Annotated in this window: 22 protein-coding genes; 18 read left to right on the forward strand and 4 right to left on the reverse strand. The window is 67.7% G+C overall.

What is annotated here, in order from left to right:
• Positions 1–61 precede the first annotated feature (61 nt).
• Complete coding sequence (locus AB6807_RS07030; RefSeq protein WP_371084007.1) at positions 62–955, forward strand: LysR substrate-binding domain-containing protein; 894 nt, start codon at positions 62–64, stop codon at positions 953–955.
• A gap of 30 nt (positions 956–985) precedes the next feature.
• On the opposite strand, the gene AB6807_RS07035 is transcribed toward AB6807_RS07030, so the two are convergent.
• A complete protein-coding gene (locus AB6807_RS07035; RefSeq protein WP_371084008.1) occupies positions 986–2,014 on the reverse strand; it encodes an aldo/keto reductase in 1,029 nt (342 codons plus the stop codon).
• Between the two features lie 135 nt (positions 2,015–2,149).
• Between AB6807_RS07035 and AB6807_RS07040 the strand changes: the two genes are divergently transcribed.
• Positions 2,150–2,605 (forward strand): GNAT family N-acetyltransferase, encoded by a 456-nt coding sequence (locus AB6807_RS07040; RefSeq protein WP_371084009.1) that lies wholly within the window; start codon positions 2,150–2,152, stop codon positions 2,603–2,605.
• Positions 2,606–2,666: 61 nt separating this feature from the next.
• On the opposite strand, the gene AB6807_RS07045 is transcribed toward AB6807_RS07040, so the two are convergent.
• Complete coding sequence (locus tag AB6807_RS07045) at positions 2,667–3,119, reverse strand: helix-turn-helix domain-containing protein (RefSeq protein WP_371084010.1); 453 nt, start codon at positions 3,117–3,119, stop codon at positions 2,667–2,669.
• Between the two features lie 78 nt (positions 3,120–3,197).
• Between AB6807_RS07045 and AB6807_RS07050 the strand changes: the two genes are divergently transcribed.
• A complete protein-coding gene (locus AB6807_RS07050; protein WP_371084011.1) occupies positions 3,198–4,073 on the forward strand; it encodes a class I SAM-dependent methyltransferase in 876 nt (291 codons plus the stop codon).
• 38 nt (positions 4,074–4,111) lie between these two features.
• On the opposite strand, the gene AB6807_RS07055 is transcribed toward AB6807_RS07050, so the two are convergent.
• Entirely contained in the window at positions 4,112–4,654 is a 543-nt protein-coding gene (locus tag AB6807_RS07055) for a demethoxyubiquinone hydroxylase family protein (RefSeq protein WP_371084012.1), read from the reverse strand.
• A gap of 254 nt (positions 4,655–4,908) precedes the next feature.
• Between AB6807_RS07055 and AB6807_RS07060 the strand changes: the two genes are divergently transcribed.
• From AB6807_RS07060 to AB6807_RS07095, 8 genes are all read left to right on the forward strand, one after another.
• Entirely contained in the window at positions 4,909–5,925 is a 1,017-nt protein-coding gene (locus AB6807_RS07060; RefSeq protein ID WP_116907487.1) for a MurR/RpiR family transcriptional regulator, read from the forward strand.
• Positions 5,922–6,920, forward strand: a complete 999-nt coding sequence (locus AB6807_RS07065; protein ID WP_116907486.1) for an isoaspartyl peptidase/L-asparaginase family protein — start codon at positions 5,922–5,924, stop codon at positions 6,918–6,920. Before AB6807_RS07060 ends, AB6807_RS07065 begins: the two co-directional genes overlap by 4 nt.
• A gap of 32 nt (positions 6,921–6,952) precedes the next feature.
• Complete coding sequence (locus AB6807_RS07070; protein ID WP_371084013.1) at positions 6,953–8,830, forward strand: dipeptide ABC transporter ATP-binding protein; 1,878 nt, start codon at positions 6,953–6,955, stop codon at positions 8,828–8,830.
• Positions 8,831–8,926: 96 nt separating this feature from the next.
• Positions 8,927–10,480: a glutathione ABC transporter substrate-binding protein GsiB gene (gsiB, locus tag AB6807_RS07075; protein ID WP_116907484.1), complete on the forward strand. Its 1,554-nt coding sequence runs from the start codon at positions 8,927–8,929 to the stop codon at positions 10,478–10,480.
• A gap of 92 nt (positions 10,481–10,572) precedes the next feature.
• Positions 10,573–11,493 carry a glutathione ABC transporter permease GsiC gene (gsiC, locus tag AB6807_RS07080; protein ID WP_093122534.1) on the forward strand — a complete coding sequence of 307 codons (921 nt, stop codon included), beginning with the start codon at positions 10,573–10,575 and terminating at the stop codon, positions 11,491–11,493.
• A gap of 10 nt (positions 11,494–11,503) precedes the next feature.
• Positions 11,504–12,430 carry a glutathione ABC transporter permease GsiD gene (gene gsiD / locus AB6807_RS07085; protein ID WP_116907483.1) on the forward strand — a complete coding sequence of 309 codons (927 nt, stop codon included), beginning with the start codon at positions 11,504–11,506 and terminating at the stop codon, positions 12,428–12,430.
• Positions 12,431–12,443: 13 nt separating this feature from the next.
• On the forward strand, positions 12,444–13,580 hold the full coding sequence (locus AB6807_RS07090) for a P1 family peptidase (RefSeq protein ID WP_371084014.1): 1,137 nt from the start codon (positions 12,444–12,446) through the stop codon (positions 13,578–13,580).
• A gap of 57 nt (positions 13,581–13,637) precedes the next feature.
• Entirely contained in the window at positions 13,638–14,462 is an 825-nt protein-coding gene (locus tag AB6807_RS07095; protein ID WP_371084015.1) for a M55 family metallopeptidase, read from the forward strand.
• Positions 14,463–14,511: 49 nt separating this feature from the next.
• Here AB6807_RS07095 and AB6807_RS07100 read toward each other — a convergent pair whose 3' ends face one another.
• Positions 14,512–16,155 (reverse strand): methyl-accepting chemotaxis protein, encoded by a 1,644-nt coding sequence (locus AB6807_RS07100; RefSeq protein WP_371084016.1) that lies wholly within the window; start codon positions 16,153–16,155, stop codon positions 14,512–14,514.
• Between the two features lie 466 nt (positions 16,156–16,621).
• Between AB6807_RS07100 and AB6807_RS07105 the strand changes: the two genes are divergently transcribed.
• The 7 genes from AB6807_RS07105 to AB6807_RS07135 are packed head-to-tail and all read left to right on the forward strand — an operon-like array spanning position 16,622 to position 23,269.
• Positions 16,622–18,400 (forward strand): nitrite/sulfite reductase, encoded by a 1,779-nt coding sequence (locus AB6807_RS07105; protein WP_371084017.1) that lies wholly within the window; start codon positions 16,622–16,624, stop codon positions 18,398–18,400.
• Positions 18,401–18,455: 55 nt separating this feature from the next.
• The gene (locus AB6807_RS07110; RefSeq protein WP_116907478.1) at positions 18,456–18,851 is read left to right on the forward strand and encodes a DUF934 domain-containing protein; all 396 of its coding nucleotides are present in this window, start codon (positions 18,456–18,458) and stop codon (positions 18,849–18,851) included.
• 21 nt (positions 18,852–18,872) lie between these two features.
• Positions 18,873–19,493, forward strand: a complete 621-nt coding sequence (locus AB6807_RS07115) for a phosphoadenosine phosphosulfate reductase family protein (RefSeq protein WP_207786610.1) — start codon at positions 18,873–18,875, stop codon at positions 19,491–19,493.
• A gap of 60 nt (positions 19,494–19,553) precedes the next feature.
• Positions 19,554–20,507, forward strand: a complete 954-nt coding sequence (gene cysD, locus AB6807_RS07120) for a sulfate adenylyltransferase subunit CysD (protein ID WP_371084018.1) — start codon at positions 19,554–19,556, stop codon at positions 20,505–20,507.
• Complete coding sequence (locus tag AB6807_RS07125) at positions 20,507–21,868, forward strand: sulfate adenylyltransferase subunit 1 (RefSeq protein WP_371084019.1); 1,362 nt, start codon at positions 20,507–20,509, stop codon at positions 21,866–21,868. The genes cysD and AB6807_RS07125 overlap by 1 nt, the downstream gene beginning before the upstream one ends.
• 43 nt (positions 21,869–21,911) lie before the next feature.
• Entirely contained in the window at positions 21,912–22,241 is a 330-nt protein-coding gene (fdxA, locus tag AB6807_RS07130) for a ferredoxin FdxA (RefSeq protein WP_116907474.1), read from the forward strand.
• Entirely contained in the window at positions 22,199–23,269 is a 1,071-nt protein-coding gene (locus AB6807_RS07135; RefSeq protein WP_371084020.1) for an NAD(P)/FAD-dependent oxidoreductase, read from the forward strand. The genes fdxA and AB6807_RS07135 overlap by 43 nt, the downstream gene beginning before the upstream one ends.
• Positions 23,270–23,273: the final 4 nt, after the last annotated feature.

The raw sequence follows: 23,273 nt of genomic DNA on the forward strand, positions 1-23,273 counted from the left end.
ACCGCCCCCGCCACAACTCCGCCATGACTCCGCGCGACCCCACGCCCGCAGAATAGCGCCGATGAGAAAAGACATTCCCAACCTCGGCGCGCTGCAGGCCTTCGAAGCCTCGGCGCGGCTGGGGAGCTTCACCCGCGCGGCCACCGAACTGGCGCTCACGCAAAGCGCCGTCGGCCGCCAGGTGGCGATGCTGGAGCAGCGCCTGGGCGTGCCGCTGTTCTCCCGCGTGCGCAAGCGCCTGACGCTCACCGACGTGGGCCGCGAGTATGCCGCGCGCATCCGCCGCCACCTCGACCAGATTCGCCGCGACACGCTGGAAATCAGCGCCGGGCACGAGATGGGCTTCGTGCTGGAGCTGGCCGTGGTGCCGACCTTTGCCACGCAATGGCTCATACCGCGGCTGCCCGATTTCAGCCGGCTGCACCCGAACATCACGGTGAACCTGTCGGCGCGCTCGCAGCCTTTTTCCTTTCAGGAAAACGCGTACGACGCGGCCATCTATTTCGGCGACCAGTTCTGGCCCAACACGCGCGGCGGCTTGATCTTTGCCGAAGGCGAGATGGTGCCCATCTGCAGCCCCGCGTTCCGCGACGCGCACGGCCCATGGGACGAAGCCGGGCTGGCGCGCTGCCGCCACGTGCACCTGAGCACGCGCGCCCACGCCTGGCGCGACTGGTATGCGCAGCAGGAATGGGAATACACGGTGCACGCGTCGCGCGGGCCGCGCTACGAGCTCTTCACGATGGTGGTGGCCGCCACGGCGGCCGGCATGGGCGTGGGGCTGGCGCCGCGCATCCTGGTGGCGCACGAGCTGCGCACCGGCGAGCTGGTGATTCCGCTGGACCGGCACCTGGACGTGCGCCAGGGCTACTACTTCGCGTACCCCGAAGGCCGGCCGGCCTCGGGGGCGTTGGAGCAGTTCAAGCAGTGGGTGCTGGGGCTGACGCCGGCCTGAGCCTGATACCAGCGCCTGGCCTGAAGCCGGTCAGACCGGGTTCGGGTTGCGCTCCAGGAAGCCCTGCTGGTGCCAGTACGGGTAGGTGCGCGGCGTGGCGCTGGCGGCGTCGAGCTCGGCGACCTGCGCGGGCGTCAGGTTCCAGCCCACGGCGCCCAGGTTCTGCCGCAGCTGCGCCTCGTCACGCGCGCCGACCACTACGCTGGAGACGGTCGGGCGTTGCAGCAGCCAGTTCAGCGCCACCTGCGGCACGGTCTTGCCGACTTCGGCGCCCACTTTTTCAAGGGCCTCGACCACGCGGTACAGCAGCTCGTCGGGCACGGGCGGGCCCATGTCGGCGGTCACGTGCAGGCGGCTGTTGGCGGGCAGCGGCTGGCCGCGGCGGATCTTGCCGGTGAGGCGGCCCCAGCCCAGCGGGCTCCACACCACGGCGCCCACGCCCTGGTCTTGCGCGAGCGGCATCAACTCCCATTCGTAGTCGCGGCCCACCAGCGAGTAGTACGCCTGGTGCGCCACATAGCGCGAATAACCGTAGCGCTCCGACACGGCCAGCGACTTCATCAGGTGCCAGCCCGAGAAGTTCGACACGCCGATGTAGCGCAGCTTGCCCGCGCGCACGAGGTCGTCGAGCGTGGACACGGTTTCTTCCACCGGCGTGCTGGCGTCGAAGCCGTGCAGCTGGAACAGGTCGATGTAGTCGGTGCCCAGGCGCTGCAACGCCTGGTCGACGGCGCGCACCAGGTGGTGGCGCGACGAGCCCACTTCGTTGGCGCCCTTGCCGCTGCGGAAGGTGGCCTTCGTGGAGATGAGAAGCTGGTCGCGCGGGCGGCCCTTGATGGCCTCGCCGAGCACCGATTCGGCCGAGCCGGCCGAGTAAATGTCGGCGCTGTCGAACATGTTGACGCCGGCGTCGAGGCAGATGTCGATGAGCTTGCGCGCCTCGGCCACGTCGGTGCTGCCCCATGCGCTGAAAAATTCGCCCTTGCCACCGAAGGTGCCAGTGCCGAAGCTCAACACGGGGACCTTGAGGCCCGATTTGCCCAGATGACGGTATTCCAAAGTGCTACTCCTTCGCGCGTGCGATGCATGACATCGGCAGGCCGACCGGCCCGCCGTCGACGGCCATTGTTGGGCCAAGCATTGAACCCTGCGACCGGGTGGGCTTTGGGCAGATCGGCTAAGTAACATCGACCGATGCACATCGCCCTTGAAAGCCCGAACCAGCCCGACGTGATCGGGCTCATCGACGACCTCGACGCGTACCAGAAGCCGCTGTACCCGCCCGAGAGCCATCACGGCATCGACATTGCGGCGCTGTCGGCGGCGAATGTGCTGTTCGCTGTTGCGCGCGACGAGGAAGGCACGGCGGTCGGGTGCGGGGCGATCGTGGTGGGGGCCGAGTTCGGCGAGCTCAAGCGCATGTTCGTTCGGCCGGGGAATCGGGGGCGAGGCATTGCTGCCGGGGTGCTGGCTTTTCTTGAAGGCCACGCCGCGGCCAAGGGCTGCACGATGTTCATGCTGGAGACGGGCCCCAGCCAGCCTGAGGCGATTTCTTTCTATGCGCGGTCCGGATATGAGCGGCGCGGGCCGTTCGGGGCGTACGGGCCGGATCCATTCAGCGTGTTCATGGAGAAGGCGGTGGTTCGGTAGCTTCGCGGGCGGTGCGTTCGGGGGCGCGCGGCTGGTGTGCGGGCGCCAGTTTGCGCTCTGCTCAAATTTCGGAATTCTTTGTTCGCGGAGCTTTTCGCTCCTTCTTTTGTTGACCCGCTTTCGCACCCGCCTCCGCCGCCCTCAGGATGCGCCGGAACTTCGGGCACTCCATGTGGCTGGGGGCGGAACACACGGCGGCATGGCGCAGGCCGTCCCGCATCACGCTCAGGTTGCGGATCGTGCGGTCGAGCTCGTCGGCCTTGGCCGTGAGCATCAGCCGGTCGATGCGCGGCTGGCCATCGGCGCCGAACATGCGCGCGATTTCGTCGAGGGAGAAACCCGCGGTCCGGCCCAGCGCGATCAACGCCAGCCGCTCCAGCACGCCGGCGTCGAACAGGCGCTTCAGGCCGCGCCGGCCGGTCGAGGCGATCAGGCCCTTCTCGTCGTAAAACCGCAATGTGGAGGCCGGTACGCCAGAGCGCTGCGCCACCTCGCTGATATCCAGATGCATCACCCTCTTGACCTCAAGTCGACTTGAGTTCGCATAGTGCGGTTTCCGCCTGCTGAAGGCAAGACCGAAAAGGACACGAACATGACCAACTCGCCGCCCCGCCCTGCTTCGCCCACCCCGCAACCAGTCGTTGGCGAGCAGGCCCGGCTCTGGAACGGGCCGTCCGGGCACACCTGGGTCGACATGCAGCCCACGCTCGACCACCTCTTTCGCCCCTTCGAAGCCTTGCTGGTGGAGGCGGCCGCGGGCGCGCAACGCGTGCTCGACGTGGGCTGCGGCACGGGCGCGACCACGCTCGCCGTCTCGCGTTCGCAAGAGGCCGGGGGCCGCAGCACGGGCATCGACATTTCGCAACCCATGGTCGCCACCGCCCGGGCGCGCGCCGAGCGTGAAGGCGCGGCGAATGCCAGCTTCGTCTGCGCCGACGTGCAGGCCCACGCGTTCGAGCCGGGCGTGTTCGACATGCTGGTCTCGCGCTTCGGCGTGATGTTCTTCGACGACCCGGTGCGCGCGTTTTCGAACCTGCGCCACGCCGCGGCCGACCGCGCGACGATGAAGTTCATCGCCTGGCGCAGCGCCGCCGAAAACCCGTTCATGACGACCGCCGAACGCGCCGCCGCGCCGCTGCTCGACCTGCCCGCGCGCCAGCCCGGCGCGCCGGGGCAGTTCGCGTTCGCCGACAAGGATCGCGTGCGCGGCATCCTGCGGGACAGTGGTTGGCAAGACATCGACATCGCGCCCGTCGACGTGCCCTGCACGCTGCCCGAGAAGGACCTGCTGGGCTATCTGAGCCGGCTCGGCCCGGTCGGGTTGAAGCTGCGCGATGCGGACGAGCGCACGCGCGCGAAGGTCATCGATGTGGTTCGCGCGGCGTTCGAGCCGTTCGTGTTCGGGGATGAGGTGCGGCTTGTTGCGGCGTGCTGGTCGATTGGGGCGCGTGCGGGTGGTGGCGTATGAACGCTGCGACGAACTGACCGCCGGGTTCCGTCAGCGCATCAAAGCCGCATGCCCAGCCAGATCACCGACTCCGTCGACGCGGCAACCACGGGCCCCAGCACCTTCGTCCAGACATGGTCCTTGCGCACGTGAGACGCCGACTGGTCGTGGTGCAACTGCTCTTCTTCGACGATCTGCGAAATAACGTGCACAGCTGCCTCGTCCCGGCCGGCGAGCGTGTGCAGCTGCTCCTTCAGGTGCGCGAGCACGACCCGCTCGACAGCAACGGTCGTCGCTGAAATGGCGTGCCGACCCAACAAGCCTGTCAGGCATCCGAGCACCCACCCGCCGATGCCGCACAGCAAATAGCTGCGGCATCGGGAAACACCGCGGCGTTGCAACTCCGTCCAAAACAAGGCGCGGTGACCCTCTTCGTGCGACTTGAACTCTCGCAGTTCAGCCACCAACGAGGGCGCTGTCCAACGGGCCATGAAGATCTGCGCTCTGTAGATGTTCACGGCGCCCTCCTCGCCGGCGTGGTCAACCTTCAAGATGCGCGCGCCCAGCGCCGATGCGCAATCTGCCTTCTTTTCCTCGCCCATTTTTTCGCTCCCTGTGAATGCCTGAAGTTTGACGAAGCAGCCACATCAGGGAAATCCCTAGCCATGACCCGTCGAAGCCCCTGAGCGCGCCACTTCGAGAGGGAAAGCTCGCTTTGCCCAGTGTTTCAAAGCCCCTTTTCAGCTGGCCCATTCCTTGCAAACCCGATCAAAAATGACAGAAAATTTTCTTGTTTGACTTATATTTGTAAACTGGTTTTCAAAAAACGCACACTTTCGGGCACTCCGCACCCTTCATGAGCACCACCGTCGACACCCCAGGCACCACCGTGGCCCAGCGCATTGCGCAGGCCTTGCCACGGCTGACGCGTTCGCACCGCCAGGTGGCCGACTACGTGCTGGAGCACCCGCTGCAGGTGGCGACGCTGCCCATCGACGAGCTCGCCGCGGCGGTGGGCGTGTCGGTGGCCACGGCCAACCGGTTTGCGCGCGCGCTCGACTTCGACGGCTATGCCACCTTCCGCGCCGAGCTGGTGCGCGGCTTCGAGCCGCTGGTGGCGCCCGTGGAGCGGCTGCGCGGCAACCTGGAGCGCCCGACGACGGTGGCCGAAGTTTTCGCCACGGCGCTCGACGAAAGCCGCCGCAACATCGAAGCCACGCGCCAGACGCTGGACTACGCGGCCTGCGAGGCCGCGGTGGAACGCATCGGCAAGGCGCGCTCGATCTACATCGGCGGCTTCGGCGCCAGCGCCTGGCTGGCGGGGCTGCTGCAGCACGGGCTGGACGGCTCGTGCAACGACGTGCGCATGCTCTCCAGCGTGAGCGGCGTCACCCACGCGGCGCGCACGCTGATGCATGCGGGTCCGCAGGACCTGTTCATCGGCCTGACCTTTCCGCGCTACCTGACCGACACGGTGGCGCTGGCGCAGATTGCGCGCGGCCAGGGCTGCGCGGTGCTGGCGCTGACCGACCGCCCGAGCTCGCCCATCGCGCCGCTGGCCGACGTGGCGCTGTACTGCCAGACCGAAACCAGCTACCGCCCGAACTGCGAGACCAGCGTGCTCGCGCTGATCGAGGCGCTCACCAGCGCCGTCTCGCTGCGCGCGCCGGGCGCGGTGCAGTCCGCCGGCCGCATCCTGCAGGCGGTGCGCCCGTGGCTGCACGGTGCCAACGGGCTGCCGCGCATCAACGGGCTGGACACCAGCGCGCGGCGCCACGAGACGCCCGATGCGCTCGACCCCGCCGACACAGACACGACCGATGCGCACGGCCTGAACAGCGCGCGCAACCGCAAGAAGAAAGCCTCCCGATGACCTCATCCCAAGCGACCCAGGCGCGCCACGTGCCCGTGATCGCCATCCACGGCGGCGCCGGCACCATCAGCGCCGCCACGACCAGCGCCGAGCAGGCGCAGGCCTACCACGACGCGCTGAACCGCATCGTGGCCGCTGCGCAAGCCGTGCTCCTGAAGGGCGCCAGCGCGCTCGACGCCACCTGCCTCGCGGTGGAGCTGCTCGAGGAGTGCCCGCTCTTCAACGCCGGCCACGGCGCGGTGTTCACGCACGACGAAACCCATGAGCTCGACGCCGCGGTGATGGACGGCGCCACGCTCGCCGCCGGCGCCATCGCCGGCGTGTGCCACATCCGCCGCCCGGTGCGCGCGGCCCGCGCGGTGCTCGAAGACGGCGCCCATGTGCTGCTGGCCGGCGCGGGCGCGGAAGCCTTTGCGCGCGAGCGCGGGCTGGAGATGGTCGAGCCCTCGTTCTTTTCCACCGACGCGCGCCGCCAGCAGCTCTTTCGGGTGCGCGACACGGGCCGCGTGGTGACCGACCACGAAGGCGCGTCGATGGCTGCTGCCTCGGCCACGCCGGTCGCTCCATTGGACGAAGACAAGAAGTTCGGCACCGTCGGCGCGGTCGCGCTCGACATGCACGGCCACCTGGCCGCGGCCACCTCCACCGGCGGCATGACCAACAAGCGCGTCGGCCGCATCGGCGATTCGCCGCTGATCGGCGCGGGCACCTACGCCGACGACCGCACGGCCGCGGTGTCGTGCACGGGCAGCGGCGAAATGTTCATCCGCGTGGCGGCGGCCTACGACATCTGCGCCCGCATGGCCTACGGCGGCGCCACGCTCGAAGCGGCCACGCACGCAGTGGTGCAGCAGTCGCTGCCCGCCATCGGCGGCACCGGCGGGCTGATTGCCATCGACCGGCACGGCAACCTGAGCCTGGCCTTCAACACCGAAGGCATGTACCGCGGCCACGCGCGCGGCACCGACGCGCCGCACACGGCCATCTTCGCCTGACGCCGCGCGTTCCCCTTTTTTCTCGCATTCCCATGTCCACCCCCTCCCTTGCCCTGCCGGACGGCCGCGTTCTCGCCGTCGACGACCTCACCGTTCGCTTCTCGACTTCCGAGCGCACCGTGGATGCCGTGAAGAAACTGTCTTTCCACATCGACCATGGCGAAACGCTCGCGGTGGTGGGCGAATCGGGTTCGGGCAAGTCGGTCACTTCGCTGGCGCTGATGCGCCTGGTGGAGCACGGCGGCGGCCGCATCCTCGACGGGCGCATGACGTTTCGCCGCCGCAACGGCGAGGTGCTCGACCTGGCGCAGGCGCGCGACCAGACGATGCGCGGCATTCGCGGCGCGGACATCGCCATGATCTTCCAGGAGCCGATGACGTCGCTGAACCCCGTGTTCACGGCCGGCGACCAGATCGCCGAGGCCATCAGCATCCACCAGGGCAAGAGCAACGCGGCCGCGCGCGCCGAGGCGCTGCGCATGCTGGAGCTGGTGCGCATTCCTGAAGCGCGCAATGTGCTCGACCGCTTTCCGCACCAGCTCTCTGGCGGCATGCGCCAGCGCGTGATGATCGCCATGGCGCTGTCTTGCAAGCCGCAGCTGCTGATTGCCGACGAACCCACCACGGCGCTGGACGTGACCATCCAGGCGCAAATTCTCCAGCTCATTCGCGAGCTGCAGAAAGAGATGCCCATGGGCGTGCTCTTCATCACGCACGACATGGGCGTGGTGGCCGAGATTGCCGACCGCGTGCTGGTGATGTACCGCGGTGACAAGGTCGAGGCGGGCACGTCGGACGCGGTGTTCGCCGCGCCGCAGCACCCCTACACCCGCGCGCTGCTGTCCGCGGTGCCCAAGCTGGGCGCCATGCAGGGCACCGACCTGCCGGCCAAGTTCGAACTGCTGCGCACCGAAGACGCGGCCAGCGCGGCGCCGGTGGAAGCGGCCACGCCGCAGAGCACGGTGTGCGAAGACGCGGGCCCGATCCTGCGCGTGCGCGACCTGGTCACGCGCTTCGACGTGCGCAGCGGCCTCTTCGGGCGCGTGAAGCGCCGCGTGCATGCGGTGGAAAAGATCAGCTTCGACCTGTACCCCGGCGAAACGCTGGCGCTGGTGGGCGAGTCGGGTTGCGGCAAGTCGACCACCGGCCGCTCGCTGTTGCGCCTGGTCGAGAGCCAGAGCGGCGCCATCGAGTTCGGCGGGCAGAACATTCGCGAGCTGCCCACGCGCGAGCTGCAGGCGCTGCGCCGCAACATCCAGTTCATCTTCCAGGACCCGTTCGCCTCGCTCGATCCGCGCGTGACGGTGGGCTTCTCGATCATGGAGCCGCTGCTCATCCACAACATCGCCAAGGGTGCCGAGGCGCAGCAGCGCGTCGACTGGCTGCTGCAGAAGGTCGGCCTGCCGCCCGAGGTGGCGCAGCGCTATCCGCACGAGTTCTCGGGCGGCCAGCGCCAGCGCATCGCCATCGCGCGCGCCCTGGCGCTGAACCCTAAGGTGGTGGTGGCCGACGAATCGGTCTCGGCGCTGGACGTGTCCATCCAGGCGCAGATCGTCAACCTGATGCTCGACCTGCAGCGCGAGCTGGGCGTGGCCTTTTTGTTCATCTCGCACGACATGGCGGTGGTGGAGCGCATCAGCCACCGCGTGGCCGTGATGTACCTGGGCCAGATCGTGGAAATCGGCCCGCGCCGCGCGGTGTTCGAAGACCCGCAGCACGCCTACACGCGCAAGCTGATGGCCGCGGTGCCGGTGGCCGACCCGTCGCGCCGCCACAAGCCGCGCGCGCTGCTCGAGGGCGAGATTCCCAGCCCCATCCGCGCCGTGGGCGACGAGCCCGTGGTGCCGCCGCTGGTGCAGGTGGCGCCCGGCCACTTCGTGGCACGCCACGCCATCGGCGGGGCATTTTGAAGTTCGACGCCATCAGCGGCGCGTTCTGAGTTCGATCCGATTTTTTCAACCGGCAGGCCCCCCTGCTTTTTTCCACGAACCGACTGGAGTTCTTCCATGAAGCAATCTTCTTCCTCCCTGCGATGGGCATCCGCACTGCTGGGCCTCGCCGCGATGGCCGCATCGGGCACGGCGCTGGCCGCCAAAGACGTGGTGCTGTCCATCGGCTACCAGCCGGAAACGCTGGACCCGTACAACACCAACACCACCATCACCACGGCCGTGACCAAGACCTTCTATGAAGGCCTGTTCCAGTTCGACAAGGACCTGAAGGTGCAACCCGTGCTCGCCGAGAGCTACGAGGTGTCGAAGGACGGCCTGGTCTACACCCTGAAGCTGCGCAGCGGCGTGAAGTTCCACGACGGCACCGACTTCAACGCCGAAGCGGTCAAGTTCGTGCTCGAGCGCGTGCTCAACCAGGACAACAAGCTGCTGCGCTACAACCAGTTCAACCGCGTGAGCAAGGTCGAGGCGGTGAACGCCACCACCGTGCGCATCACGCTGAAGGAGCCCTTCGGCCCCTTCATCAACTCGCTGGCGCACGCCTCGGCCGCCATGATCTCGCCCACCGCGCTGAAAAAGTGGGGCAACAAGGACATCGCCTTCCACCCCGTGGGCACGGGCCCCTTCGAATTCGTCGAGTGGAAGCAGACCGACGCGGTCAAGGCCAAGAAGTTCGACGGCTACTGGAAGAAGGGCTTCCCCAAGGTCGACACGGTGTCGTGGAAGCCGGTGCTCGAGAACAACACGCGCGCGGCCATGCTGCAGACCGGCGAAGCCGACTTCGCGTTCCCCATTCCCTACGAGCAGGCCGACCTGCTGAAGAAGAGCGACAAGCTCGAAGTGGTGGCCACGCCTTCGATCATCACGCGCTTCCTGGCATTCAACATGCTGCAGAAGCCCTATGACAACCCGAAGGTGCGCGAAGCCATCGGCTACGCCATCAACAAGGAAGCGCTGGCCAAGGTCGCCTTCGGCGGCTACGCCTTCCCGGCGCAGGGCGTGCTGCCCCAGGGCGTGAAGTACGCCGAGAAGATGGCCCCCATTCCCTACGACGTGAAGAAGGCCAAGGAACTGCTGACGGAAGCCGGCTACCCGAACGGCTTCGAGTCGGTGCTGTGGAGCGCCTACAACAACACGACCAGCCAGAAGACCATCCAGTTCGTGCAGCAGCAGCTCGCGCAAGTGGGCATCAAGCTGCAGGTGCAGGCGCTCGAAGTGGGCCAGCGCACCGAGCAGGTCGATGCATGGCCGGACGCCAAGACGGCCAAGGTGCGCATGTACTACACGGGCTGGTCGTCGTCCACCGGTGAAGCCGACTGGGGCCTGCGCCCGCTGTTCGCCTCGGAAGCCTGGGCGCCCAAGCTGAACAACATGTCGTTCTACAAGAGCGAGGTGGTCGACAACGCACTGGCCAAGGCGCTGGTGACGGTGGACGAAGCCGAGAAGACCGCCCTGTACAAGACCGCGCAGGAACAGATCCGCAAGGACCTGCCGCGCGTGCCGATGGTCACGGAGCAGAACCTGTCGGCGAACTCCAAGCGCCTGTCGGGCGTGTTCGTGATGCCCGACGGCAACATCAACATCGACGCCATCGCGGTGTCGAACTGATAGCACGTTCGCGCGTTTTCTCGTTTCCTGACTGACTGTCGCGACCGGGCGCGGGCAATGCCGCCCGCGCCCGCTCCCGACAACCGTACCCCATGCTGAATTACTTCCTCAAACGACTGTTGGGCCTGATCCCCACGCTGCTCATCGTGGCAGTGCTGGTGTTCCTGTTCGTCCACATGCTTCCCGGCGACCCGGCGCGCCTTGCCGCCGGCCAGGACGCCGACGAGCAGACCGTGGCCATGGTGCGCCAGGAGCTCGGGCTCGACAAGCCGCTGCCGCAGCAGTTCGTGAGCTTCTTCACCCACATGGTGCAGGGCGACTTCGGCACCTCCATTCGCACGCGCCGCCCGGTGTCGGTGGAGATCGGCGAGCGCTTCTTCCCCACGGTGATGCTCACCATCACCAGCATGGTGTGGGCGGTGATTTTCGGGATGGGCATCGGCATTGTTTCGGCGGTGTACCGCAACAAATGGCCCGACCGGCTGGGCATGACGCTCGCGGTCTCGGGCATTTCATTTCCCGCATTTGCACTCGGCATGCTGCTGATGCAGATCTTCTCGGTGCAACTCGGCTGGCTGCCCACGGTGGGCGCCAGCACGTGGAAGCACTACATCCTGCCCTCGATCACGCTGGGCGCGGCCGTGGCGGCCGTGATGGCGCGCTTCACGCGCGCGTCTTTCGTCGAGGTGATCCAGGAAGACTTCGTGCGCACCGCGCGCGCCAAGGGCGTGCACGAATCGCGCGTGGTGTTCAAGCACACGCTGCGCAACGCGCTCATTCCGGTGGTGACGATGATGGGGCTGCAGTTCGGCTTCCTGCTGGGCGGCTCCATTCTTGTGGAGGCGGTGTTCAACTGGCCCGGCCTGGGCCGCCTGCTGGTGGACGCGGTGCAGATGCGCGACTACCCCGTCATCCAGACGCTGGTGCTGCTGTTCTCGCTCGAGTTCATCCTGATCAACCTGGTGGTCGATGTGCTGTACGGCTACATCAACCCCACCATTCGCTACAAGTGAGCACGCCGACATGACGCAAGCTTCCGGCGCGCCTGCCGACATCATTCTTCCGACCTCCCCGGTCGCCACGCTCCAGTCCGCCGGCAAGGTCCGCACGCCCTGGGGCGAGTGCTGGCGCCGCTTCAAGAAACAGCCCGTGGGCATCGTGGCGGCGCTGTTCGTGCTGCTGCTGGTGTTCATCGCGGTGTTCTCGCCGTGGATCGTGCCCTTCGACCCGGAGAACTTCTTCGACTACGACATGCTCAACAGCGGCCCCTCGGCCACGCACTGGATGGGCGTGGACCCGCTGGGCCGCGACATCTTCAGCCGCATCCTGGCGGGCGCGCGCATCTCGCTGATGGCGGGCTTCCTGTCGGTGCTGGTAGGCGGCTTCATCGGAACGGCCTTCGGGCTGCTGGCGGGCTACTACGAAGGCTGGTGGGACCGCATCGTGATGCGCGTGTCGGACGTGCTGTTCGCTTTCCCCGGCATTTTGCTGGCGCTGGGCGTGGTCGCCATCCTGGGCAGCAGCATGACCAACGTGGTGGTGGCGGTGTCGGTGTTCAGCGTGCCGGCCTTCGCGCGGCTGGTGCGCGGCAATACGCTGGTGCTCAAGCAGCAGACCTACATCGAGGCCGAGCGCAGCATCGGCGCGTCGGACTGGACCATCATCGTGCGGCACATCCTGCCGGGCACCATCTCGTCTATCGTGGTGTATTTCTCGATGCGCGTGGGCACCTCGATCATCACGGCGGCCAGCCTGTCGTTCCTGGGCATGGGGGCGCAGGCGCCCACGCCCGAGTGGGGCGCGATGCTGAGCGAGGCGCGGGCCGACATGGTCACCTCGCCGCACGTGGCGCTGTTCCCCAGCCTGGCCATCTTCTTCACCGTGCTCGCCTTCAACCTGCTGGGCGATGCACTGCGCGACGCGCTCGACCCGAAAATCGACCGCCAGTAATCTTCTTTCCCCCATGTCTTCCAGCAAGCAGCAAGCCACCCTTCCCTTCATCGGCAACCTGCTCCAGGGCGAACGCAACGCCATCACCGACGTGGCCGGCGTCACCGTCGGCCACCGCACGCTGAGCGACGGCGGCGTGCAGACTGGCGTGACGGTGATCCGCCCGCACGCGGGCGACCCGTTCCGCGACAAGGTGCCGGCCGCGGCCGTGGTGCTCAACGGCTTCGGCAAGAGCGTGGGCCTGGTGCAGCTCAAGGAGCTGGGCGTGCTGGAAACGCCCATTGCACTGACCAACACCTTCTCGGTGGGCACGGTGGCCACGGCGCAGATCCGCGATTGCGTGGCGCGCAACCCCGAGACCGGCCGCGCGCTGCCCACGGTGAACCCGCTGGTGTTCGAGTGCAACGACGGCTACCTCAACGACATCCAGCGGCTGGCCGTGACGGAGGCCGACTACCTGCAGGCGCTGCAGGCGGCGGGCGCCGATTTCGCGCAGGGCTCGGTCGGCGCGGGGCGCGGCATGTCGAGCTTCCAGCTGAAGGGCGGCATCGGGAGCGCGTCGCGGCGGGTGTCGTCGCGGCAGGTGTCCTCGCATGGCGGGCCCGCACCTTCGGGTGCGCCCTCCAGCGCTTCTTGCGGCGGCTGCCATACGGTCGGCACGCTGGTGCTGGCCAACTACGGGCGCCAGCCGCAGCTGCTGCTGGCCGGCCACGCGGTGGGCGACCGGCTCGCGGCGCTGCAGGCCGCGCGCAAGCCGCCGCCGGAAAAGGAAACAGACCCCACCGAAAAGGGCTCGATCATCATCGTGGTGGCCACCGACGCCCCGCTGGACGCGCGCCAGCTGCGCCGCCTGGCGCTGCGCGCGGGCGCGGGCCTGGCCCGCACGGGCTCGGTCTTCGGCCACGGCAGCGGCGACATCGTGCTGGCCTTCTCCACCGCCTACACCGTGCCCGACCAGGTCGAGCGGCCGATGCCCGCGGTGGCCATGCTGCACGACGGGCTGCTCGACGGCCTGTTCCAGGCCGCGGCCGACAGCACCGAGCAGGCGATTCTTCATGCGCTGTGGCGCGCCACGCCCGTGACCGGGCGCGACGGCAACCACCGCGCCGCGCTGGCCGAACTGCTGCCGGCGTCTTCACTCTCTTGCTGACCTCTTTCCGACCTCCTTCCGACCTCTTTACCGACCTCTCCCCGACGAGCAACGCCCATGAAAGTCCTGATCTCCACCGACATCGAAGGCGTCGCCGGCGTCTACCACCCCGAGCAGACGCGCCCCGGCAACCCCGAGTTCGAACGCGCGCGCCTGCTGATGGCGCAGGAAGCCAACGCCGCCATCGCCGGCGCCTTCGACGCGGGCGCCACCGAGGTGCTGGTGAACGACTCGCACGGCGGTTTTCGCAACATGCCGCCGGACGTGCTCGACGCGCGTGCCCGCGTGGTGCAGGGCAAGCCGCGCTACCTGAGCATGGTGGCGGGCGTGGAAGAAGGCGTGGACGCGGTCTGCATGGTGGGCTACCACTCGCGCGCGCAGGGCCGCGGCATCCTGGCGCACACCATCAACAGCTTTGCCTTCGCCAGCATTTCGCTGAACGGGCAGGAGCTGGGCGAAGCCGGGCTCTACGGCGCGCTGGCCGGTGAATACGGCGTGCCCGTGGTGATGGGCAGCGGCGACGACGTGTTCATCGCCGAGAACCGCCCGCTGTTTCCACACGCGACCTTCGTGGAAACCAAGAAGGCCACGGGCTTCGGCAGCGGCGTGTCGCTGTCGCCCGAGCAATCGCGCCGCGCCATCCGCGCCGGGGTGCAGGAGGCGCTGGCCGGCCATGCGAACGCGAAGGTCAAGCCGCTGGTCTTCGCGGGCCCGCAGGCCGTGAGCTTGCGCTGCCAGTCGCCTTCGCTGGCCGACCTGTTCTGCCAGTGGCCGAGCTTCGAGCGCGTCGACGGCGTCACGCTGCGCTTCACCGCCCAGACGGTGGAGGCGGCGGTGCGCATGCTGAACTGCTGCTCGGCGATGTCGTCGATGCTGCGCTGAGGCAGCACCGGGACAAGGTCGCCGGTTCGCTCCTTGTTGCCTTGCTGCCTTACTGGAAGGCGAGGTCGCGCATACCGGTACCGCGCGGTGCGCCGGATGCGTACACGCCTGAAGGCGCGTGGCCCAGCGCCGGGGCGCCCTGCCCCTGCTCCAGCTTGAACTGCCCCACGATCTGCGACAGGCTGCCCGCCTGCTCCTGAAGCGACTGCGCGGCGGCCGAGGCTTCTTCCACCAGCGCGGCGTTCTGCTGCGTGGCCTGGTCCATCTGCGTGATGGCCTGGTTGATCTGCTCGATGCCCGAGGTCTGCTCCTGGCTGGCGGCGCTGATCTCGCCCATGATGTCCGTCACGCGCTTCACGCTGCCCACGATTTCTTCCATGGTGCGGCCGGCGTCCGCCACCTGGCGGCTGCCCTCCTCGACCTTCTCGACCGAGTCGCCGATGAGCGTCTTGATTTCCTTGGCCGCCGCGGCCGAGCGCTGGGCCAGGCTGCGCACTTCGGAGGCCACCACGGCAAAGCCGCGGCCCTGGTCGCCCGCGCGGGCGGCTTCCACGGCCGCGTTCAGCGCCAGGATGTTGGTCTGGAAGGCAATGCCGTCGATGACGCTGATGATGTCCACGATCTTCTTGGACGACGCATTGATGGAGCCCATGGTCTCCACCACCTGGAACACCACGCTGCCGCCGCGCACGGCCACTTCCGAGGCCGAGGTGGCCAGCTGGTTGGCCTGGCGGGCGTTGTCGGCGTTCTGCTTCACGGTGGAGGTCAGCTCCTCGATGGAGGCGGCCGTTTCTTCCAGCGAGCTGGCCTGCTCTTCAGTGCGCGAGGACAGGTCCTGGTTGCCGGTGGCGATCTGCGTGCTGGCGGTCGACACGTTCATCACCACCCCGTGCACCTGCGAGAGCGAGCCCTGCAGGGCGTTGCGCATCAGGTCGAGCGCGCGCAGCAGGTGGCCGGTCTCGTCGTTGGCGTAGCTGGTTTGCGGCGCGCCGGTAAGGTCCATGTCGGCGATCGACTGGGCGATGGTCTCGGCGCTGCGCAGCGGGCGCACGATGCTGCGCGCCAGCAGCAGGGCCAGCAGCGCGCCGGCCACCAGGCTCACGGCGGAGCACACCACCAGCAGCGTGCTGGTCTGGGCGCGCAGGTCGTTGGCGCGCGCGGCGGCGGCGTCGAGCTGCTCGCGCTGCATGTCCACCACCTGCTGCACGCCGGCGATGTAGTTCACCGAGGTGGGCTGGAACTGGTCGTCGAAGGCGCGGTTGGCGCCGGCCAGGTCGCCCGTGAGCTTGAGCTTGCTCACCTCTTCACGCGAGGCCAAATAGGCCTTGCGCAGCGTGCCGACCTTTTCGAGCAGCGCCTTCTCCTCGGGCTTGACCAGCTTGCCCTCGATGAATTTCTGCAGCTCGTTGGTGTCCTTGATGGACTTGGCCGTGGCCGGCGCGAAGTAGTCGATCAGGCTGGAATCGCTGCTCTTGGCGATGGCCGCGGCGCGCTGCACGCCCGAGGTGGTGTGGCGCAGCCAGTCGGAGCCGGCGCGCTCGGTCTTCACGTTGTCCTGGATCATCGTGTCGATCTCCTGGCTCAACTGCTGCAGCTTGAAGACCGCTGCCACGCTGGTGGCGAGGAAAAGCGCCAGGATGGCGCCCAGCACGATGGCAAGGCGCTTGCCAATCGAGACGTTGCTCAAGAACATGTTCGGACTCCGGGGCTCAAGGGGGAATGGATTGCTTGCAAGGAAAGGCTGCCGCGCAGGCGACGGCACCGTCGAATCTGAAAAAGCAGCCGGCATGGCCGCTCTCCTTGGCTGGATATCGGCAGGGCGGGTGAAAACTTTAGGCCGCTGCGGAAAACCCGGTGCCTGACCGCCAAGCACCTTGCAAGTGCCCAGCAAGTGCCCGACAGCCGCAAGCAGCGCGGACTTTGCAAGCTTTCTAGAATTCGCAGTCCGGCAAGCCTTTTCCGGGCCCGCCCGCCTTATCCGCAATAAGCACAAAACCGCCCCGAAACCCGCATGGGGACTGGTGAATAAGCTAATCCGCATAAAGCGCGAACCAAAAAATAGTTTGTTTCCATAAGGCGGGCTTCCAGAATCTCGGCTTCTTGCTGGGGCGCCCCGTTTCACGACCGGCTCCGCACTTCCTCAAGACGACACACGCACGATGTACCAATACACAGAATTCGATCGCCAGTTCGTTCATCAACGAGCCGCCCAATTCCGCGACCAGCTCGAACGCTGGCAAAAGGGCCGCCTCCACGAGGACGAATTCCGCCCGTTGCGGCTGCAAAACGGCTGGTATGTGCAGCGCTACGCGCCCATGCTGCGCGTGGCCGTGCCCTACGGCGAGCTCTCCAGCCGCCAGCTGCGCGTGCTCGCCAAGATTGCCCGCGAGTACGACGAGCCCGAAGCCGAGGTCTACCGCAAGGCCGTCGAGACGCAAGGCCTGCTCGGCAGCCAGAAGCTGCCCACGCACTACGCGCACTTCTCGACGCGCCAGAACGTGCAGTTCAACTGGATTCCACTGGCCAAGTCGGCCGACGTGATGGACCTGCTGGCCTCGGTGGACATGCACGGCATCCAGACCAGCGGCAACTGCATCCGCAACATCACCAGCGACGAGCGCGCCGGCGTGGCCATCGACGAAATCGCCGATCCGCGCCCGTACGCGGAAATCATGCGCCAGTGGAGCACGCTGCACCCCGAGTTCGCGTTCCTGCCGCGCAAGTTCAAGATCGCGATCACCGGCGCCACCGAAGACCGCGCGGCCACCGGCTGGCACGACGTGGGCCTGCACATCGTGAAGAACGAGGCCGGAGAAATCGGCTTTCGCGTGCAGGTGGGCGGCGGCATGGGCCGCACGCCCATCGTGGGCACGGTGCTGCGCGAGTTCCTGCCGTGGCAGCAGATCATGAATTACCTCGAAGCGGTGATTCGTGTCTACAACCGCTACGGCCGCCGCGACAACATCTACAAGGCGCGCATCAAGATCCTGGTGAAGGCCGAAGGCCAGCGCTACATCGACGACGTGGACGCCGAGTACAAGCAGATCCTGGAGCACGACGGCGCGCCGCACACCATCACGCAGCAGGAGTTCGACCGCGTGGCCGCCTCCTTCGTGCCGCCCACGCTGGCCACCCGCGTGCTGCAGAGCGCCGAGAAGACCGACGCCGAGCTGCGCGCCCACGCCGCCGACGACGTGCAGTTCGCGCGCTGGCTGGCGCGCAACGTGGCGCCGCACAAGAACCCCGCGCTGCGCGCCGTCACGCTGTCGTTCAAGCGCCTGAAGCAGGCGCCCGGCGACGCATCGGCCGACCAGCTCGACACGCTCGCCCAGCTGGCGGACCGCTTCTCCGCCGGCGAAGCCCGCGTGACGCACGACCAGAACGTGGTGCTGCCCTGGGTGCACGCCGAAGACCTGCACGCGCTGTGGCTCGCCGCCCGCGCCGCCGGCTTCGCCAGTGCCAACGTGCACCTGCTGACCGACATGATCGCCTGCCCCGGCGGCGACTTCTGCGCGCTGGCCAATGCGCGCTCCATTCCCATCGCCGAAGCCATCACCGAGCGCTACCAGGACCTGGACGAGCTCGACGACATCGGCGAGATCGACCTGCACATCAGCGGCTGCATCAACTCGTGCGGCCACCACCACAGCGGCCATATCGGCATCCTGGGCGTCGACAAGGACGGCAAGGAGTGGTACCAGGTCACCCTGGGCGGCTCCGACGGCTCCGCGCTCAGCGGCGCCTCGCAGGCCGGCAAGGCCGTGGGCCCTTCGTTCTCGGCGGCCGAAGTGCCGGGCGTGATCGAGGCCGTGCTCACCACGTACCGCGACACCCGTGAAAACGGCGAGAACTTCATCGACACCCTGCGCCGCGTGGGGCCGGACCCGTTCAAGGCCGCGGCCAACGGTGCGCGGTTCAAGGTGGAGGAAGCAGCATGAGCCGCCGGACCGCTCCCAAGGCGAATACCGTAACGCGCAGCGTGGAGGTTTCCTAATGAACAAAACGTTGAACATTCTTGCGGCTGAAGACCACATCGACGACGGCGACCCGAAGGTGCTGCAACTGGCCAACGACGCCGATCCGCTCGCCATCGAGGTGTGCCTGGCGGACATCGAGCGCATCGACCTGAACTTTCCGAAGTTCACCGACGGCCGCGCCTACAGCCAGGCCTTCCTGCTGCGCCGCCGCCTCGGCTTCACCGGCGACATTCGCGCCACCGGCGACGTGCTGATCGACCAGCTGGTGCAGATGGAACGCACCGGTTTTTCCAGCGCCGTGCTGAAGGAAGGCGTGGACGCCTCCGACGCGCAGCGCCAGTTCGACCGCTTCGCCGCCTTCTACCAGGGCGACGCGGTGAAGACCGCGCCGCACTTCGTGGCCGGCAGCTGAACGCGCATGGGAACCCTGGACATGAGCCTCGACCTCGCACGCATCAACACCGAACTCGGCCGCAACGCCGAGGGCCTGGTGGACTGGGCCATCGGCCTGGGCCAGAGCGCCATCGTCACCACCAACTTTCGCCCGTTCGAGGCCGTGATCCTGCACATGGTCACGCGCGCCCGAAAGGACGTTCCCGTGGTGTGGATGGACAACGGCTACAACACCGAGGCCACCTACCGCTTTGCCGACGAGGTGACGAAGCAGCTCGGCCTGGACCTGCACATCTACCTGCCGCGCCGCTCGCGCGCGCACCGCGAAGCGGTGGAAGGCCCCACGCCGGCGCTGGACGATCCGCGCCACGCCGCCTTCACCGAAGAAGTGAAGCTGGAGCCCTTCGCCCGCGCGCTGCGCGAGACGGCGCCCAAGGTGTGGTTCACCGCGCTGCGGGCCACCGACACGGCCGTGCGCGCGCAGATGGACCCGGTCTCGGTCAACCCCGACGGGCTGATCAAGGTCGCGCCGCTGCTGCACTGGTCGTCCAAGGAGCTGTACGAATACTGCGAAGCGCACGGCCTGCCGAACAACTTCGACTACGTGGACCCGACCAAGGGCGAAGACAACCGCGAGTGCGGCCTGCACCTGTCGCACTGAGACCGACGGCTCGCGAACGACCTACTGCCCCCTGAATACTTGCACTCAGCAACCCACCCGATGAACGCCCGTACCGAAACCGAACTGCTGCAGTCGCCCATGCACGCTCCCGCGCACCTGTCCAACACGCACCTCGATGCGCTGGAAGAAGAAACCATCTTCATCCTGCGCGAAGTGGCGGCCGCCTTCGAGCGACCGACGCTGCTGTTCTCGGGCGGCAAGGACTCGCTGGTGCTGCTGAAGTGCGCGGAAAAGGCCTTCGGCGCGGGCCGCATCCCCTACCCGCTGCTGATGATCGACACAGGCCACAACTTTCCTGAAGTGACGGCCTACCGCGACCAGCGCGCAAGGGAGCTGGGCGCCGAACTCATCGTGCGCAACGTGGAAGACTCCATGAAGCGCGGCACCGTGCGCCTGGCCCACCCGGGCGAGTCGCGCAACGCGCACCAGTCGGTCACGCTGCTCGAAGCCATCGAGGAGTTCCGCTTCGACGCGCTCATCGGCGGCGCCCGCCGCGACGAGGAAAAGGCGCGCGCCAAGGAACGCATCTTTTCGCACCGCGACAGCTTCGGCCAATGGCAGCCCAAGGACCAGCGCCCCGAGCTGTGGACGCTGTTCAACACGCGCCTGGCCCCGGGCGAGCACTTTCGGGTGTTCCCGATCTCGAACTGGACCGAGCTGGACGTGTGGCAGTACATCGAGCGCGAGCACGTGGGCCTGCCGTCGATCTACTACACGCACAAGCGCGAAGTGGTCGAGCGCCGCGGCCTGCTGGTGCCGGTGACCGCGCTGACCCCGCCGCGCGACGGCGAGACGGTGCAGGTGCGCGACGTGCGCTTTCGCACCGTGGGCGACATCACCACCACCTGCCCGGTGGACAGCCTGGCGGCCGACGCCGCCGACGTGGTGCTGGAAACGCTGTCGGTCGACGTCAGCGAGCGCGGCGCCACGCGCATGGACGACATGACTTCGGAAGCTTCGATGGAGAAGCGCAAGAAAGACGGGTATTTCTGATGAGCACGATCACCTCCAACGCCGCTGCCACTTCCACCTCCACCGCTAGCGCTTCCGCCGTGCACGGCGACACCGGCACGGCCCTGCGCTTCATCACCTGCGGCTCGGTCGACGACGGCAAGAGCACGCTCATCGGCCGCCTGCTGGTGGACAGCAAGACGGTGCTGCAAGACCAGCTGGCCGGCGTGCAGCGCGGCGGCGAAACCGACCTGGCACTGCTCACGGACGGCCTCTCGGCCGAGCGCGAGCAGGGCATCACCATCGACGTGGCGTACCGCTACTTCTCGACCGCCAGGCGCAAGTTCATCATCGGCGACGCGCCAGGCCATGAGCAGTACACGCGCAACATGGTCACCGCCGCCTCGGCCGCCGACGCGGCCGTGGTGCTGGTCGATGCCACCAAGCTGGCCTGGGCCGCCGAGGTGGAAGACGGCACCGTCGTCAAGCGCGAGCTGCTGCCGCAAACGCGCCGCCACACGCTGCTGTGCCACCTGCTGCGCGTGCAGTCGATCGTGTTCGCGGTGAACAAGCTCGACGCCATCGCCGATGCGGGCCTGGCCTTCGAACGCATCTCGACCGCGCTGAACGCCTTTGCCGAAGCAGCCGGCGTGCAGGTGGCGGCCATCGTCCCGATCTCGGCCCTGAAGGGCTGGAACGTGGCCACGCGCCATGCCGACTGGGTCGGCTACGAAGGCCCCAGCCTGCTCGAACTGCTCGAAGACCTGCCGGTCACCGCGCAGGACGAGGCCGTGCCCTTCGCGTTCCCGGTGCAATGGGTCGAAAAGTTTTCTTCTTCCGCCGACACCTCGCAGGGCCGCCGCGTGTTCTGGGGCCGCGTGGCCTCGGGCCATGTGGAGCCGGGCCAGCGCGTGACCGTGCTGCCGAGCAACCAGACCGCCACCGTGGCCCAGGTGCTGAACCACACGCGCCACCCGCAGGTGGTGCATGCGGGCCACAGCGCCGGCATCGTGCTCGACCGCGAGGTCGACGTGTCGCGCGGCGACTGGCTGCTGGCGCCGGAGGCTTTCGAGCCGGTGCGCGAAATTACCGCCACCGTGGCCTGGCTGGACGACGAGCCGCTGGTCGCGGGCCGCGTGTACTGGGCGCTGCAGGGGCATCGCTGGGTCAAGGCCAAGGTGGCGCGCATCGTCGACCGGGTGAACATCACCACGCTCGAATCGGAGCCGGCCGCCCAGCTGGAGGCCAACGCCATCGGCGACGTGGTGCTGGCGCTGCAGCAGCCGCTGGCGGTGCTTCCCTTCACGCAATCGCGTGCATTGGGCTCGCTGGTGCTGGTCGATACGGCCTCCCACAAGACCGCCGCTGCCGTGCTCGTGCAGCCCGCCGCCGCAAAGGCCTAAAATCTCGGGTTTTCCCCGACCACTTTCTGACGTAAAAAGACAAATGACCCACGTCGTCTCCGAAGCCTGCATCCGTTGCAAATACACCGACTGCGTGGACGTTTGCCCCGTCGACTGCTTCCGCGAAGGTCCCAACATGCTGGTGATCGACCCGGACGAATGCATCGACTGCGCGGTCTGCATCCCCGAATGCCCGGTCAACGCGATCTACGCCGAAGAAGACCTGCCGGCCAACCAGATCGCCTTCATCAAGCTCAACGCCGAACTGGCCCTGGCCGACGGCTGGAAGAGCATCACCAAGCGCAAGCCCGCGCTGCCCGACCACGAAGAGTGGAAGGACAAGACCGACAAGATCGGGGAGCTGGTGCGCTGAGCACGGCAACCGCCCCCATCGAAACCGACGCGCTGATCGTCGGTGCCGGCCCCGTGGGGCTGTTCCAGGCCTTTCAGCTGGGCCTGCTCGAAATTTCCTGCCACATCGTCGATGCACTGCCCGCCGCCGGCGGCCAGTGCGTGGCGCTGTATGGCGACAAGCCGATCTACGACATTCCCGGCACGCCCATGACCAGCGGGCGCGCGCTGGCGCAGTCGCTGCTGGCGCAGGTGGCGCCGTTCAAGCCGCAGTTCCACTTCGGCGAGCAGGTCGCCACGCTGGAGCGCCAAGCCGACCAGCGGCTGCTGCTGACCACCTCGGCCGGCAAGGCCTTCCTGGCCAAGACCGTGTTCATCGCCGCCGGTGTCGGGGCCTTCGTGCCCAAGCGCATCGTGCTGGACGACATCGCCCGCTTCGAGGGCACCTCGCTTTTCTATCACCCCGAATCGCTGGACCGTTTCGCGGGCCAGACGGTGGTGGTGAACGGCGGCGACGACGTCGCGCTGGAAACGGCCATTGCGCTCACCGCCCTTGCGAAGCAAGTCACCCTGGTGCACCGCCGCGACGGCTTCCAGGCCGCCGAAGGCACGGTCGCCGCCATGCGGGCGCTGGTGGCCGAGGGCAAGCTGGCGTTCCGGGTGGGCCAGCCCAGCGCCTTCGACGGCAAGCAGTTGCAGATCACCACGCCCGATGCCACCACGCTCGAGCTGCCGCTGGACGCGCTGGTCGCCTGCCTGGGCATCTCGCCGCGCCTCGGACCCATCGCCGACTGGGGCCTGGAACTGGAGCGCAAGCAGGTGCAGGTGGACACCGAAAAGTACGAAACCCGCGAACGCGGCGTGTTCGCGGTGGGCGACATCAACACCTACCCGGGCAAGAAGAAGCTCATCGTCTGCGGCTTCCACGAGGCCACGCTGGCCGCCTGGGGCGCCACGGCCATCGTGTTCCCGGGCAAGGCCGTGCCGCTGCAGTACACGACCACCAGCACGCGGCTGCACGAGCTGCTGGGCGTCACCAGCCAACGCTGAGCCG

Source organism: Variovorax sp. RCC_210, from assembly GCF_041355175.1.
GTDB lineage: Bacteria > Pseudomonadota > Gammaproteobacteria > Burkholderiales > Burkholderiaceae_C > Variovorax.